Annotated in this window: 17 protein-coding genes; 13 read left to right on the top strand and 4 right to left on the bottom strand. The window is 60.8% G+C overall.

The genetic code is table 11. The features are described 5' to 3' along the window. The first annotated feature begins 309 nt into the window (after positions 1 to 309). The 4 genes from xylF (at position 310) to AB4136_RS21590 (ending at position 5,353) form a co-directional block, all read left to right on the top strand. Positions 310 to 1,350 carry a D-xylose ABC transporter substrate-binding protein gene (gene xylF, locus AB4136_RS21605; protein ID WP_024922706.1) on the top strand — a complete coding sequence of 347 codons (1,041 nt, stop codon included), beginning with the start codon at positions 310 to 312 and terminating at the stop codon, positions 1,348 to 1,350. Positions 1,351 to 1,486: 136 nt separating this feature from the next. Further along, entirely contained in the window at positions 1,487 to 2,803 is a 1,317-nt protein-coding gene (locus AB4136_RS21600) for a sugar ABC transporter permease (RefSeq protein WP_024922705.1), read from the top strand. Positions 2,804 to 2,818: 15 nt separating this feature from the next. Continuing rightward, the gene (locus AB4136_RS21595) at positions 2,819 to 3,607 is read left to right on the top strand and encodes an ATP-binding cassette domain-containing protein (protein ID WP_024922704.1); all 789 of its coding nucleotides are present in this window, start codon (positions 2,819 to 2,821) and stop codon (positions 3,605 to 3,607) included. Between the two features lie 120 nt (positions 3,608 to 3,727). Then, complete coding sequence (locus tag AB4136_RS21590; RefSeq protein ID WP_137901700.1) at positions 3,728 to 5,353, top strand: CHASE domain-containing protein; 1,626 nt, start codon at positions 3,728 to 3,730, stop codon at positions 5,351 to 5,353. A 73-nt stretch (positions 5,354 to 5,426) separates the two neighbouring features. On the opposite strand, the gene AB4136_RS21585 is transcribed toward AB4136_RS21590, so the two are convergent. From AB4136_RS21585 to AB4136_RS21570, 4 genes are all read right to left on the bottom strand, one after another. Beyond that, positions 5,427 to 5,675, bottom strand: a complete 249-nt coding sequence (locus AB4136_RS21585; RefSeq protein WP_024922702.1) for a YMGG-like glycine zipper-containing protein — start codon at positions 5,673 to 5,675, stop codon at positions 5,427 to 5,429. A 443-nt stretch (positions 5,676 to 6,118) separates the two neighbouring features. Further along, complete coding sequence (locus AB4136_RS21580) at positions 6,119 to 7,165, bottom strand: sensor histidine kinase (RefSeq protein ID WP_024922701.1); 1,047 nt, start codon at positions 7,163 to 7,165, stop codon at positions 6,119 to 6,121. Between the two features lie 121 nt (positions 7,166 to 7,286). After that, on the bottom strand, positions 7,287 to 7,451 hold the full coding sequence (locus tag AB4136_RS21575; RefSeq protein ID WP_024922700.1) for a DUF1328 domain-containing protein: 165 nt from the start codon (positions 7,449 to 7,451) through the stop codon (positions 7,287 to 7,289). Positions 7,452 to 7,541: 90 nt separating this feature from the next. Continuing rightward, a complete protein-coding gene (locus tag AB4136_RS21570) occupies positions 7,542 to 8,336 on the bottom strand; it encodes a response regulator (protein ID WP_024922699.1) in 795 nt (264 codons plus the stop codon). Positions 8,337 to 8,542: 206 nt separating this feature from the next. On the opposite strand from AB4136_RS21570, the gene AB4136_RS21565 reads away from it, so the two are divergent. The 9 genes from AB4136_RS21565 to AB4136_RS21525 all read left to right on the top strand — a co-directional run bounded on the left by AB4136_RS21565 (position 8,543) and on the right by AB4136_RS21525 (position 13,596). Then, the gene (locus tag AB4136_RS21565; protein WP_024922698.1) at positions 8,543 to 8,734 is read left to right on the top strand and encodes a NepR family anti-sigma factor; all 192 of its coding nucleotides are present in this window, start codon (positions 8,543 to 8,545) and stop codon (positions 8,732 to 8,734) included. A 3-nt stretch (positions 8,735 to 8,737) separates the two neighbouring features. After that, entirely contained in the window at positions 8,738 to 9,289 is a 552-nt protein-coding gene (locus AB4136_RS21560; protein WP_024922697.1) for an RNA polymerase sigma factor, read from the top strand. A gap of 115 nt (positions 9,290 to 9,404) precedes the next feature. Then, positions 9,405 to 9,731 carry a DUF883 family protein gene (locus AB4136_RS21555; RefSeq protein ID WP_137901701.1) on the top strand — a complete coding sequence of 109 codons (327 nt, stop codon included), beginning with the start codon at positions 9,405 to 9,407 and terminating at the stop codon, positions 9,729 to 9,731. 18 nt (positions 9,732 to 9,749) lie between these two features. After that, on the top strand, positions 9,750 to 10,235 hold the full coding sequence (locus AB4136_RS21550; protein WP_137901702.1) for a hypothetical protein: 486 nt from the start codon (positions 9,750 to 9,752) through the stop codon (positions 10,233 to 10,235). Positions 10,236 to 10,384: 149 nt separating this feature from the next. Continuing rightward, entirely contained in the window at positions 10,385 to 11,317 is a 933-nt protein-coding gene (locus tag AB4136_RS21545; RefSeq protein WP_137901703.1) for a VOC family protein, read from the top strand. 70 nt (positions 11,318 to 11,387) lie between these two features. Next, complete coding sequence (locus AB4136_RS21540; RefSeq protein WP_137901704.1) at positions 11,388 to 12,011, top strand: alpha/beta hydrolase; 624 nt, start codon at positions 11,388 to 11,390, stop codon at positions 12,009 to 12,011. A gap of 3 nt (positions 12,012 to 12,014) precedes the next feature. Beyond that, positions 12,015 to 12,314 carry a GNAT family N-acetyltransferase gene (locus AB4136_RS21535; RefSeq protein WP_024922692.1) on the top strand — a complete coding sequence of 100 codons (300 nt, stop codon included), beginning with the start codon at positions 12,015 to 12,017 and terminating at the stop codon, positions 12,312 to 12,314. 105 nt (positions 12,315 to 12,419) lie between these two features. Beyond that, the gene (locus AB4136_RS21530; RefSeq protein ID WP_137901705.1) at positions 12,420 to 12,956 is read left to right on the top strand and encodes a sigma-70 family RNA polymerase sigma factor; all 537 of its coding nucleotides are present in this window, start codon (positions 12,420 to 12,422) and stop codon (positions 12,954 to 12,956) included. Between the two features lies 1 nt (position 12,957). Continuing rightward, positions 12,958 to 13,596, top strand: coding sequence for an NrsF family protein (locus AB4136_RS21525; protein WP_137901706.1), 639 nt, complete (start codon positions 12,958 to 12,960; stop codon positions 13,594 to 13,596). Positions 13,597 to 13,678: the final 82 nt, after the last annotated feature.

The following is a 13,678-nucleotide window of genomic DNA, read 5'->3' as shown; positions in this document are numbered from 1 at the left end:
TGAATTCGAGGCTGTTTGCGCACAAGTCCCGCAAGGCATCGGGAAGCGTGCATTCTGTCCATAGGTCGCAGCGCAGGCGAATGCAAAATCCGTTTCGATTTTGGTGTCCTGCCACCAACCTCCTCCACAGATAGTGGCAGAAGCCCGTTCCCGCGTCACTATTATTTCGAGGCACGAAATAAATAAAACTGGATTGTTGAAACCGGTTGACAGAAGAGCCTGCCGCTGCAATTATTTTTTCGAAGCTCGAAAAAAAGCTTCTCCAAGGGCAACGCATACCAGCGCGCCATTGGGCGCAGGGAGGAAACCATGAAAAAGTTCACAACCGCCATTCTGGCGGGTGTCGCCATGACGTTCGCGCTTACGGCCGTCGCCGAGGCGAAGGGCAAGGTTATCGGCGTGTCCTGGTCCAATTTCCAGGAAGAGCGCTGGAAGACCGACGAAGCGGCAATGAAGAAGGCGATCGAGGCAGCCGGCGACAAATATATCTCTGCCGATGCGCAATCGAACCCTGGCAAGCAGCTCACCGACGTGGAAAGCCTGATCGGCCAGGGTGCCAACGCCCTTATCATCCTGGCGCAGGACGCATCCGCTATTGGCCCGGCGGTGCAGAAGGCGGTCGACGAGGGAATTCCCGTCGTTGGATACGACCGATTGATCGAAAATAAGGACGCCTTCTACCTGACCTTCGACAACAAGGAAGTTGGGCGCTTGCAGGCCAAGGCGGTGTTCGCCGTCAAGCCGGAAGGCCATTACGTCTTCATCAAGGGCTCCAGTGCCGACCCGAACGCCGACTTCCTGTTCGCGGGTTCGATGGAAGTGCTGAAGGCTGCGATCGATGCCGGCAAGATCAAGAACGTTGGCGAAGCCTATACGGACGGTTGGCTGCCCGCCAATGCGCAGAAGAACATGGAGCAGTTTCTGACCGCCAACGACAACAAGGTCGATGCCGTCGTGGCCGCCAATGACGGCACTGCCGGCGGTGCCGTTGCCGCGCTTGCCGCTCAGGGCCTCGCCGGCTCGGTGCCGGTTTCCGGCCAGGATGGCGACCACGCCGCCTTGAACCGCATCGCGCTTGGCACGCAGACCGTTTCCGTGTGGAAGGACGCTCGCGAACTCGGCAAGAACGCCGCCGAGATCGCCTCGCAACTCGCCGACGGCAAGAAGATGGGCGACATCGCCGGAGCCAAGGACTTCACGACCCCGGCGGGCAATACCGTCAAGTCGCTGTTCCTGACGCCGGTGGCCATCACCAAGGACAATCTCAACGTCGTCATTGACGCCGGCTGGGTTTCCAAGGACGTTGTCTGCCAGGGCGCCAAGGCAGGCTCGGTGAAGGCCTGTAACTGAAGCTGAGCTTCGCTTGGGTTGAAACCGCGGCTCTCGAGCCGCGGTTTTCTCAAAAACTCCGTTTCAAAGCCGAGAAGACCGGTTTCGCGACTTGACGCTCCATCGCCGCCGCTCGGCGCATGGATGGGAGGATATCATGACCGATACGACCTCGAATGCGCCGGTCGATCGCGCCCGTGCAGCCGAATTGACGGCCGTTGGGCGTTTTCTCAAGGCAACCGAACTCGACACTCGCATGCTTGGCATGGTGGCGGCGCTGCTTGTCATCTGGGTCGGGCTACACCTTCTGTCGGGCGGTCTGTTCCTCACGCCGCGTAATCTGTGGAACCTCTCGGTACAGACGTCGTCGGTCGCCATCATGGCGACCGGCATGGTGTTGGTTATCGTCATGCGCAACATCGATCTGTCGGTGGGCTCTGTCGAAGGCGTGGTCGGCATGATCATGGGCGTTGCCCAGGCCGAATTCCTGATCAGGGTCATGGGCATGCAGCTTGGCAATCCGTGGCTGTGGGTCGTTGCGCTGGCCATAGGCGTCGTCCTTGGCCTCGTTATCGGTGCCCTGCAAGGCTTCATCATAGCCTATCTGGAAGTGCCTGCTTTCATCGTCACCTTGGGCGGGCTGTTGATTTGGCGGGGTGCTGCCTGGTGGATCACCAGCGGTCGCACCGTTGCGCCGCTCGACGCGACCTTTCAATTGATGGGCGGTGGCCCGGCCGGTTCGATCGGCGCGACGTGGAGCTGGATACTCGGCCTTGTGGCCTGTGCGGGCGTGATCGCCATGCTTCTCAACGGCCGTGTGCAACGCCAGCGCTTCAAGTTTCCTTTGCGGCCTGTCTGGGCCGAGATTTTCCTGGGCGTGATGACCTGCGTTGCCATTCTTGGCGCGGTCAAGGTCGCCAATTCTTACCCCTGGCCTGCCGGCGTTGTCAGCAAATACGCTGCGGCCAATAACATTCCGATACCCGAAGGCGGCCTGTTCATCGCGCATGGCATCGCCATTCCCGTGCTGATGGCGGTGGCTGTCGGGCTCATCATGACCTTCGTCACCAACCGTACCCGGTTTGGTCGCTACGTCTTTGCCATCGGCGGCAATCCGGAGGCAGCCAATCTTGCCGGCATCAACACCCGCTGGGTTACGATGAAGGTATTCATGATCATGGGTGTGCTGGCGGCAATCGCCGCGGCGATCTCGTCGGCCAGGCTTAATGCGGCGACCAATTCGCTTGGCACGCTGGACGAACTGCTGGTTATCGCGGCCGCCGTGATCGGTGGCACCTCGCTGGCTGGCGGCTCGGGCACCGTGGTCGGCGCGATGCTGGGTGCGTTGCTGATGCAGTCGTTGCAGTCCGGCATGGTGCTTTTGGGTTTGGATACGCCGCTTCAGAATATCGTGGTCGGCCTCGTGCTGGTCGTCGCCGTTTGGCTCGACACCATGTATCGCAAGCGCGTCTAGGAAGGAGGCAGGATCATGGAACAGACCAGCACCCCTCTCGTCGAGATGAAGGACATCTCGATCGCCTTCGGTGGCATCCGCGCCGTGGATGGCGCTTCCTGCGACCTCTATCCGGGCGAGGTGGTGGCGCTTCTCGGCCACAATGGCGCCGGCAAGTCGACCTTCATCAAAATCCTGTCCGGCGCCTACAAGCGCGACGCGGGCCAGATTTTCATCAATGGGGAGGAGGCGACGATCTCCAATCCACGCGATGCCAAGAAATATGGGATCGAGACGATCTACCAGACGCTGGCTTTGGCCGACAATGTGGATGCAGCAGCCAACCTGTTCCTGGGCCGCGAGGTGATGACCAAATACGGCACGCTTGACGACGTCGCCATGGAGGCGGAAGCGCGCAAGGTGATGGGGCGCCTCAATCCGCGCTTCCAGCGCTTCAAGGAACCGGTCGTCAAGCTGTCGGGAGGCCAGCGCCAGTCGGTGGCAATCGCGCGCGCCATCCTGTTCAACGCGCGCATCCTGATCATGGACGAACCGACCGCGGCGCTCGGTCCGCAGGAGACGGCGCAAGTCGGCGAACTGGTGAAGCAGTTGAAGGCCGACGGGCTTGGCATCTTTTTGATCAGCCATGACATCCAGGACGTGTTCGAGCTCGCCGATCGTGTCTGCGTGATGAAGAATGGCCAGGTTGTGGGGACGGCACGGACAAAGGATGTCACCAAGGACGAGGTGCTCGGCATGATCATCCTTGGCAAATGTCCGCCCGGTGCCATTCCAGGCCCAGGTGCAATCAGGGAAGCTGCCTGACGCGCTCAGCCGCGTTTACCAATCACGTGATCGATACCAGGCTAAGAAAGCATACCGCTTTCGGACGAGGCCTTCGTGGGCTAAAAGATTCGCGGGGGCTTTTGCGGGCTAGCTGCGGAATTGAGAAAATTTTTCCCGACGATAGCATTCGTTGCCGTCGCCCTGGCCAGCCTTGTTCTGGCTGGCTTTGCCTATTTTGCGGCACGCGAGGCGGCACGGATAAAATTCGAGGCAGCGGCGGACGATGCGGTCGGACGCATCGAAAGCCGGCTTGACCTGCACACATCGTTGTTGCGGGCGACCGAGGCGTTTTTCAGTGCTCGCACCGGTGGCGTCTCGCGCGCGGAATTCGACAAATTCTATCAGACACTCGATGTCGACGGAAATTTCGCGGGCCTGCTCAGCCTTGGCTACCTCAAGTTGATTAGACCAGGCGGCGAAGCTGCCGCCAGGGACGAAATCCGAAGCAATTACGGTATCGACCCGGCCTTCCCGTTGGCCGACGGGCTGGAATGGCACGCGCCGATCACGTTGATTGAGCCCCACGATGGGGAAAGCCAGCGCTATCTCGGCTACGACGTGGCCATTGACTCGGTGTCGCGCGCCGCGATGGAACAGGCGATGGCGGATGGTGCCCTTCATGCAAGTGGCCGGCGCATGCTGGACCCGCTCCCCGATGCGAAGGGCGAGGCGAAGTCGGCCGTTCCGGGTTTCGTGATCTTTGCGCGCTTGGGAGTGGGCGGCGTGCCTGCCGGCCAAGATGCGGTCGCGAAAACGAAGGGGTTTCTCTACGCGGCCTTCCGTGCGCGCGATCTGTTTGAGGTGGCGCTCGGCAAAGCGCCGCAGCTGCCGGTCAATCTCGAGGTCTACGACCAGTCCATCGATCTGGGCAATCTGCTGTACCGCTCGGAAATTTCGCCCGTACACGGTTACGGTCTCAAGACGATGCGCATGATCGAGGTGGCCGGCCGGCCATGGGCCGTCGTGCTGCGGCCGACTGCCGCCTTCACCGAGCCATCCTCGCCTTTCGTGCCAGTGGTGCTCGGGCTGTTCGGCTTGCTGCTTGCGGGCACCATCGCAATGATCGCCCGCTACCAGGAACGTGCCTTCGACGCGGCCACACGGCTGCATGAGACCACCGAGAAGAGCCTGATGGAGAAGGATCTGATGCTGCAGGAGATGCGGCACCGGATCAAGAACTCCATCGCCCGGGTGCTGGCTATCGCCCGTCAGACGGCGGCGCATTCCGCCGATCTGAAGGAGTTTTCGAGTTCGTTTTCCGCCAGGCTGCAATCGATGGCTGCCTCGCAGGATATGTTGACGCGCTCGCGCCGCCAGCAGGCCGATCTGGGCGATCTGCTGCGCATCGAGCTCGGTCAGGTTTTCGGCAAGGATCTGCCGGACGGGCTGCTTTCAGGCCCGCAAGTGTTGCTCGATGAGACGACGACCCAGGCGCTCGGCCTGACCTTTCACGAGCTTGCTACCAATGCCCTGAAATATGGGGAGGCCGGCAGCTCGGTCGGCGCGCTTAGGGTCGATTGGTCCGTGGACGGGCAAGGGCGCGAGAGAATGCTGGCGCTCAACTGGATCGAGGCTGGCAAGCTCAATCTGGAGGCACCGGCCAAGACGGGCTTCGGCACCAAGCTGATCGACATGAACATCACCCGCGAGTTGCGGGGCACGATCGAGCGCGAGTTTCGCGAAGACGGGTTACAGGTGAAAATCCGGATTCCGCACTCGAACTGAGGTTGCGAGCGGACAGGTGTCAAAAACAAAAGAGGCCGGCAAGCCGGCCTCTTTCGATTTCGTGCCGTGCAGATCAGTTGCAGCGGCGGGTGTAAATGCGCCCGGTGTCCGGATTGCGGTACTGGCAATAACCATTGCGCAGGTTGCGAACCAGCAGACCCGAGCCGGCGCCGACAGCAGCGCCAATAGCCGCGCCCTTCCAGCCACCCACCGCGCCGCCGATCAGCGCGCCGGCGGCGGTACCCACCGACACGTCCTGCTCGGTCGTGGTACATGCGCTAAGCGCGAGCACGCCCGCCAGAGCCAAAATAGTCTTACGCATCAATTTACTCCTCTCGCTTGAAGTCCTCGCGTCGCCGCGTGTTATCCACTTCCAAGCGGTTGTTTAGCATGGGTATATGGATATTGTCTGCCCCCCTCGATTGCCCCGCCTTTTGGCAGGTTTTTTCGAGGCGGCTGGCGAACTGATCCGCTCTACGGCATCAGGATATCAACTGGCAATCAGTATGGCGAGCGGGACCAGAAGGATCGCCCCGCAAGCAACCAACGCAACCGCAAGTCGGTGCCGATGGATTGGTTTCCTCTCCGCCGAACTCGGCTGATCTTCGAAATTGCCCAGCGAAAGGCGAGCTGCGCGCTCCAAGCCCTGCATGTCGGCGGTCACGGCACCAATTCCCCCATGTTGCGCGTCTGCCCGGATCCCAAGGACGCCGGCAAAGTATCGAAAATCATGGTGAATATGACGTTAACCACGATCGTGCGCGTTCAATCCGCGGCGAAATTGCCCGCCGGGACGACGAGTTGATATTCGATACGGTCGTCGGAAATTTCGAAGGTGGCCATGCCATCGAGGGCGCTGGGCACCACGCGTTCCAGCGCCACCGAGCCGAAGCGCTTCTGATCGAGCGGTTTCTTGCAGACGGGGTACCGTTCGCTCCAATGCAACCACAGCCCTGGTGCGCCTTCGCCCGGTTCCACCAAGCCAGCTTTCACTTCAACAGTGCCATAGGCTTGCGACAGGGCACCGTAGCTCATCGAATTGACCGTCAATTCGTGCACGGCAAGGCCGATGTGAAGAGCAGCGTTGGGATTGAGGAAAGGATCGACGCCATCGAAATTCAGGCCGCGTGCCGGATCGGCGCCATAACGCTCCATCTGGCCCTCGATCAACTCGCGCAACCGCGCACCGCGCCAGTTGGATGACGTCACCAGATCCTGCGAAGAGGCAAGCGACTGCAGCCTTCCGCGGAAGCGGGTCAGGAAGTCGCCGATATCGACCGAGTAGCGGCCGGTCTGGCTGGCGATGCTTTGAATTATGGCGAGCAGGTTCTTGGAGCGATGACTGACCTCACGCAGCAACGTCTTCAACGTCTGTTCGCGGCGTTTCTGCTCGGTGATTTCCACCCAAGTCGAGACAACGCCCTGGATGGTGCCGTTCTCGTCCCGGTCTGCGTCGATCCAGATGTCGAACCAGCGGACGCCCTCCTCATGTGGAAGGCCGACCTCGATGCGCTGCGATTCTCCGGTTCCGAGTACGTGCCGCTGCGCGGCTTCGATCCGCTCGGCCTGGGCGGGTGGAAGGCCGCCGCCCTTCTTCTTCGGCGCCAGCGGCGCCAGGATGTTTCGGGTCCAGATCTTGTTCAGGGTTCGATCGTGGTACGCCACATAGATGCCGGTATGCCGGACCGCCAGACCGAAGGCTCGCCGGATCTGTGCATCGCAGCCAGGCGGCAGGTCGTCCTGACCGACATCCGACACAACGGCCAGATCCGGAACCGTGGTCTTCAGCTTTTCCTTGGCGGACAGGCTCATCTGGCGCCCTGTCTTTCCGCTGAAGCGTCGACACCGAGACGCCAGCCCGACCAGCGGGTCATTCCATCGAAAACCGCTTTATGGCGACTTCCAAATTCGGCAGGCTGTGTGCCGCGGGGTGTCATGCTCGTTTGAAGATGCCGGCGAGCAGAGAAATGACGAGGAAAGCCAGGAAGATGAAGAACAAGATCTTGGCCAGACCCGCCGACGCCCCGGCTATGCCGCCGAAACCAAGTGCGCCGGCTACGATCGCAACGACCAAGAACACCAGCGCCCAGTATAGCATAAACCGACTCCTTCGATTGATACGGCAGAACGTGCTGCCGCCATTGTTTGTTCCGCTCCTGCGCGAAAAACACGATCCGAGCCGCCTTCGTCAAGCCGCAGCTCTGGCCTGACGGTCGAAGAACAGCGCCTGGCTGATCAAAGCCTTGACCATGTCGGGGTTGAAGGGCTTGGTGACGAGGAAAGTGGGCTCAGGCCGCTCTCCGGTCAGCAACCGTTCGGGGAAGGCGGTGATGAAGATCACCGGCACGGACGTCGTCCGCAGGATTTCGTTGACCGCGTCGATACCCGAACTGCCGTCGGCGAGCTGGATGTCGGCAAGCACCATTTTCGGGTGCGTTTTGGCAAACAGCGCCACAGCCTCGGAATGCGTGCGGGCAATGCCGACCACCCGGTGACCGAGGCTTTCGACCATCTCCTCGATATCCATGGCGATCAGGGGTTCATCCTCGATGATCAGCACGTCGGTGGCCACCTGGCGGGAAATCTCGCTGCTGGCCTCGGTCAGAAGATCGGCGAACCGGCTCTCGCTGACGCCGAGGATTTCAGCGCCCTCGGCCTCGCTGAAGCCTTCGACGGCGATCAGCAAGAAGGCTTGGCGTGGCAGCGGCGCAAGCGCCTCCAGATTGGCGGCGGCATGCTGTTCCCAACTGGTGGTCGCGTCGCCTTGAGGGACGCGGATAACCACAGAGGTGAACAGCTTCGCGAAAATCCTGTAGAGCGCTATGCGATCCGAAGAAGCCTCGGGGAAGATGGAGGTATCGGCGATGATGGCTTCCAGCATTGCCGCTACCATGGCGTCACCGCTTTCCTGGGAGCCGGAGACGGCCCGCGCGAACCTGCGCAGGTAAGGCAGGTGCGGGGCGATGGCGGCTGATAAACCCATGACGTATGGCTCCCTCGGATGGCGTATCGATAAAGTACAGGTTAGAAGAACATATAACTTGGCCAACGAACGTCGTTGCAATGAAAAAGTTCCACTGCGGTGGAACCATTGTCATGGGGGAGACGTTACGGGCCAGCTAGACGACAGGGAGGATGTCGTCGACTGGACTAGGCCGGAAACAGCCCGGGGGACTGGATAAAAGGCGAATGAAGGACACTAAAAAGACTGGCGTCCCTGAACGCCAGGTCGGCATTGTCGACCCGCTTGGCGCCAATTCGGAAATCGGCCGCAAACTCAAGCAATATTACGACGAACTCGTTTCGGACGAAGTGCCGGATCGCTTCGCCCAATTGCTCGCGCAGTTGGATCAAGTCGAACCAGGGCGCAAGAAGGACTGACGAATGTCCGCATCCGAGGGTTTCCGGACCGATCTGCTCGGCGCCATTCCGAGCCTGCGCGCCTTTGCCGTATCGCTGACCCAGAATGCCGACCGGGCCGACGATCTGGTACAGGAGACGCTGGTCAAGGCCTGGGACAAGCAGGACAGTTTTCAACTAGGCACCAATCTGAAAGCCTGGCTATTCACGATCCTGCGCAACGAATTTTATTCGCAGATGCGCAAGCGTGGCCGGGAAGTGCAAGACAGCGACGGCATTATGACCGCGCGGCTTGCCGTTCATCCTGCCCAGCACGGACAACTCGACCTCAAGGATTTTCGCACCGCGCTGGAGCAGTTGCCGGAGGATCAGCGCGAAGCGATCATTCTGATCGGCGCGTCTGGCTTTTCCTATGAAGAGGCGGCCGAAATCTGCGGTTGCGCCGTCGGAACCATCAAGAGCCGGGTCAGCCGTGCCCGGGTGCGGCTGCAGGAAATTCTGAAGATTTCCGGCGAAGACGATTTCGGGCCGGATGCGATTTCCGCCCAGGTTACGGGATCGACCTCGGCAGCTTGAAGGCGTTGCCTATTTGCCGCTGGACGAAAACAGCGAAAATCCCTTCAATGGAACCCATCTCTCGCCCAAGGGTTGAGTAAAGGCCAGGCGGTGTGGCGACCATGAGGAGTGCAGTATGGCCAAGCCCGTGAACAAGACTGCCGAGACACCCAAATCCACGACCGAACTCGAAGCCGATATCCGTCGACTGCAAGCCGATATCGAAAAGCTGACCAGGCAATTGGCAGAGGTAGGCGAGCAGCACATCGGCGCGGCGAAGCGCGCCGCCGCCGAAGGTGTCGAGCAGTTGCGCCAGAAGGGTGAAGCCGCGATGGAGAGTTTGAGCGGCAACGCGCGCGATATCGAAGCGCAGGTGATTGCCAGTGTTCGCGAGAAGCCCATGACGGCGCTCGCTGTCGCGGCCGGCATTGGCTTCCTGTTCGCGCTGCTGTCGCGGCGCTGAGCGGTAGGGTCGTGCCGCGTGGGATCTCTCACCTCGCTTCTGGCTGGCCTCGTTACCGGTGAGGCCAGCGCCATAGCCAAGCAGGTCCGGGGCGCAGCGATCGCCTATGGGGTGGCGCTTGTCGCGGCGCTGTTCGGTTTCTGCTTTCTTCTGGCCGCCGCCTATCTTTGGGCCGCCGAACGGTTCGGAGCCATCGAGGCGTCTTTGGGCTTCGGTGGCGGTTTTCTTGCCGTTGCGGGTCTGACCGTCATCTCATACCGACTGATCGTCAAGAGCCGTTCTCGTCGACGGGCGGAGAAGCGCCGGACGGATCTCGCGGCGCTAGGCATTGCCGCCGGCATCGCTGCTCTCCCAGGGCTGCTCCGAAGCCGGGAAGGCACGGGTGCCTTGCTTGGGCCGCTCGCCGCTCTTTTTGCCTATGCGCTCTATCGGGAGAATTTTCCGGGCGATGCCGAAAAAAATGGTGACCAGGAGCCATCGAGTGACGCGGACCGTCGCGGATAACGTCGTGCGCTCTTGGTGAACAGAGGCATTCTCATCGTTCTCATTTAGAGCACAGTCTATCCTGTCTCCACTGTCTTTGCCGCCATGGGTCATATGCTCATATTGGCGAGGACAGCGGCTGGGGCCGCAGCGGAGAGAAAGGCAAGACCATGCTCACCCAGATCAAGGGCCTGCATCACGTCACCTCAATGGCGGCGGATGCGCGCCAGAACAACGATTTCTTCACCCACAAGCTTGGCCTGCGCAGGGTCAAACAGACCGTAAACTTCGACGCGCCCGATGTTTATCATCTCTACTACGCCGACGAATTCGGTACGCCGGGTTCCGTAATGACCTATTTCCCGTTCCCGAACATCGGTTCCGGCAGGCACGGCGTTGGCGAAGTCGGCACCACGGCTTTCTCGGTGCCGGAGGGCACGCTTCCCTTCTGGGAAAAGCACTTTTCGGAACAGGGCGTGACCGTGGAAGGACACGAGGAAAAATTTGGCGAGAAACGGCTCAAATTCTCCGGTCCCGACGGCGATGGGTTTGCGCTGGTCGAGGACAAGGCCGACAACCGTGCACCTTGGCTGAAGGGCGGCGTCCCTGCCGACGAGGCTATCCGCGGTTTCCATTCGGTGTCGCTGCGTCTGAAGGACGGCGGTGCGACTGAAGAACTCCTGAAGTTCATGGGCTACCAGGAAGTGGACCGCTCCGGCAATATCAGCCGGATGGCGGTAAAGAATGGCAATGGTGCGGATGTCGTCGACATCGAGTCCTTGCCCAGTGCTTCCTTTGCGGGTCTGGGCGCGGGTTCCGTGCACCACGTCGCCTTCGCGGTCGAGAACCGTGCCAAACAGCTGGAAGTGCGCAAGGCGCTGATGGACACCGGTTATCAGGTGACGCCGGTGATCGATCGCGACTATTTCTGGGCGATCTACTTCCGCACGCCGGGCGGCGTGTTGTTCGAGGTGGCGACCAACGAGCCGGGCTTCGACCGGGATGAGGATACGGCCCATCTTGGCGAAGCGCTGAAACTGCCGACGCAGCACCAGCATCTGCGTTCCTATCTGGAAAAGCATTTGCAGCCGCTGGACAACTGAAGCCACCATGAACCTTCCCGTCGCTCCGAAAGGGCGACGGGCCTTTCATTGATCACATCAGGAGGTCGGGATGTCGAACGATCCCTATATTCACCGGACATTGCCGGGCTCTGCCGGCACTCCCATGCTGTTCGTCTTCCACGGGACCGGCGGAGACGAGCAGCAACTTCTGTCGCTCGGTCGAGAGCTGTTGCCGACCGCGACGATCGTTTCGCCGCGCGGCGATGTCTCGGAGCTTGGGGCCGCGCGTTTCTTCCGACGCACCGGCGAAGGCGTCTACGATATGGATGATCTGGCGCGAGCAACGGCCAAGATGGCCGGTTTCATCCTAGAGCAAGTCGACGCGGCAAAACCATCTGCAGTTTTGGGGCTGGGCTATTCCAACGGCGCCAATATCCTGGCGTCCGTGGTCTTCACACAACCCAAGCTGTTCAACGGCGTTGTGCTCATGCATCCGCTGATCCCGTTCGAGCCGAAGGTTTCGGGCGATCTGATGGAGTGCCGGATCCTCATCACGGCTGGTCGGCGCGATCCGATTTGCCCGCCGAATCTCACCAATCGGCTCGATGCCTATTTGCGCGCGGCCGGTGCCGATGCCACAGTGGAGTGGCATGAAGGCGGTCACGAGGTGCGGCCGAATGAAATCGAAGCGGCGAAACGGTTCCTGTCCCTTGAACCGGTGAAAGGAGCTTAAGTGATGGCCGAACAATTGCCCGAAATCGAGCTGGAGGACCGCGGTTCAAAGGGGCGCTATTTCCTGCGCGGCCCAAACGGGGCGGAAGCCGAGATGACTTTCACCCGGATCGGCGAGCATAAATTCATTATAGACCACACCGAGGTGCCGGATGCATTTCGTGGGCAGGGCGCTGGCCTAAGGCTCGTCACCCGTGCCGTCGAGGACGCCAGGGCATCAGGCAAGAAGATCATTCCGCTTTGCCCCTTCGCTGCCGCTCAGTTTCGGCGGCATGCGGAATGGCATGACGTGTTGGCAAGCTGAAATCGTGCAGTGCAGTATTTCGTGTCTGACGATTTTTTGCTTGGGTCTGCAATTGCCTGAACGTAACAAATCCAGCGACCAGCGCGAATAATAGGGGCGGAGCCTGTGGGCGGTAAGGATGAAACCGAGCTTGCCCGGCTGATGCGGGCGGCAACCGCAGGAAACGAGAACGCCTATGCCGAATTCCTGCAGAGGGCGGCCGCCATCGTTCGCGGCTTTGCCCGACGCAAGATCGTGCAGGGCGGAGTTGATCCCGAGGACGTCGTGCAAGAGACCTTGCTGGCCATTCATCTCAAGCGGCATACGTGGCGCCAGGACGCGCCCATCCTGCCGTGGATTTATGCCATTGCTCGCTACAAGCTGGTCGATGCGTTCCGCCGTCGCGGCCGACATATCGAGGTGGCGATCGAGGATTTTGCCGAGATGCTGGCCGAGCCGGAACAGGATACGGTCAGCGAGCGCGACATCGGCCGCGCGTTGGACGGCCTGTCGGCGGGGCAGCGTTCCGTCGTTTCGTCAATCTCGGTCGACGGCAATTCGATCGGAGAAACCGCAGCGAAGCTTGGCATGAGCGAAACTGCGGTGCGCGTGGCGCTGCATCGCGGTCTCTCGGCCATTGCCAAGCGGTTCGGGCGGACCTGACATGAAGACGAACGAACTCATAAAGGCGCTCAACGCCGACTCCAAAATGACGGCGATGCCGTCCCATTCGGTCTGGCGGGTGGCGCTTATGGTTGCCGTACCTGTCGCGGCTGCGGTGTTCTTCGCCACGATCGGTCCGCGCCCGGACTTCATGCTCGCCGCGCAAACCATGCGTTTCCTGTTCAAGTTTGTTTTCACGGCTACCTTGGCTGTGTCGGCCTTCCTGGCATTGCGAGCACTTTCCATGCCCGGGATCGCCACCGGCCGGGTCACGCGATGGCTGCTGGCGGCGCCGTTGTTGATGGCTGCGGCGATCGCGGTCGAATTGCTCCTGGTGCCGTCTGGCGATTGGGGCCGACGGCTGATCGGCACCAACTGGGCAATTTGCCTTACCTTCATTCCACTGATTGGCTTGGGACCACTGGCCGTTTTCATCGCTGCGCTGAAGCATGCGGCGCCGACCCGGCCAGTTCTGACGGGCGCTGTCGCGGGGATCCTTGCCGGCAGTCTTGCGGCCACTTTCTACGCGGCGCATTGCACCGACGACTCTCCGCTTTTTGTCGCAACCTGGTATACTTTGGCTATTGCCGCGCTGTCGGGGTTGGGCGCTTTGATCGGCCGATTCTACCTACGTTGGTGATTGGCTAATTTAGCCGTATCTGATTGATACTGCTTGTTAATCATGTCCCGGAACTTCCAACCCTGGATGGTGGACGCGCCCT

The sequence above is a fragment of the Mesorhizobium sp. 2RAF21 genome (genome assembly GCF_052115345.1).
GTDB lineage: Bacteria > Pseudomonadota > Alphaproteobacteria > Rhizobiales > Rhizobiaceae > Mesorhizobium > Mesorhizobium terrae.
This window is presented reverse-complemented; position numbering and strand designations above follow the sequence as displayed.

Excerpts from the sequence above, each read along its gene's own strand:
- AB4136_RS21535 (WP_024922692.1), top strand. The coding sequence starts at position 12,015 with ATGGCCGAACAATTGCCCGAAATCGAGCTGGAGGACCGCGGTTCAAAG.
- AB4136_RS21545 (WP_137901703.1), top strand. The coding sequence starts at position 10,385 with ATGCTCACCCAGATCAAGGGCCTGCATCACGTCACCTCAATGGCGGCG.
- AB4136_RS21595 (WP_024922704.1), top strand. The coding sequence starts at position 2,819 with ATGGAACAGACCAGCACCCCTCTCGTCGAGATGAAGGACATCTCGATC.
- AB4136_RS21555 (WP_137901701.1), top strand. The coding sequence starts at position 9,405 with ATGGCCAAGCCCGTGAACAAGACTGCCGAGACACCCAAATCCACGACC.
- AB4136_RS21540 (WP_137901704.1), top strand. The coding sequence starts at position 11,388 with ATGTCGAACGATCCCTATATTCACCGGACATTGCCGGGCTCTGCCGGC.
- xylF (WP_024922706.1), top strand. The coding sequence starts at position 310 with ATGAAAAAGTTCACAACCGCCATTCTGGCGGGTGTCGCCATGACGTTC.
- AB4136_RS21580 (WP_024922701.1), bottom strand. The coding sequence starts at position 7,165 with ATGAGCCTGTCCGCCAAGGAAAAGCTGAAGACCACGGTTCCGGATCTG.
- AB4136_RS21600 (WP_024922705.1), top strand. The coding sequence starts at position 1,487 with ATGACCGATACGACCTCGAATGCGCCGGTCGATCGCGCCCGTGCAGCC.
- AB4136_RS21525 (WP_137901706.1), top strand. The coding sequence starts at position 12,958 with ATGAAGACGAACGAACTCATAAAGGCGCTCAACGCCGACTCCAAAATG.
- AB4136_RS21565 (WP_024922698.1), top strand. The coding sequence starts at position 8,543 with ATGAAGGACACTAAAAAGACTGGCGTCCCTGAACGCCAGGTCGGCATT.
- AB4136_RS21585 (WP_024922702.1), bottom strand. The coding sequence starts at position 5,675 with ATGCGTAAGACTATTTTGGCTCTGGCGGGCGTGCTCGCGCTTAGCGCA.
- AB4136_RS21560 (WP_024922697.1), top strand. The coding sequence starts at position 8,738 with ATGTCCGCATCCGAGGGTTTCCGGACCGATCTGCTCGGCGCCATTCCG.
- AB4136_RS21575 (WP_024922700.1), bottom strand. The coding sequence starts at position 7,451 with ATGCTATACTGGGCGCTGGTGTTCTTGGTCGTTGCGATCGTAGCCGGC.
- AB4136_RS21570 (WP_024922699.1), bottom strand. The coding sequence starts at position 8,336 with ATGGGTTTATCAGCCGCCATCGCCCCGCACCTGCCTTACCTGCGCAGG.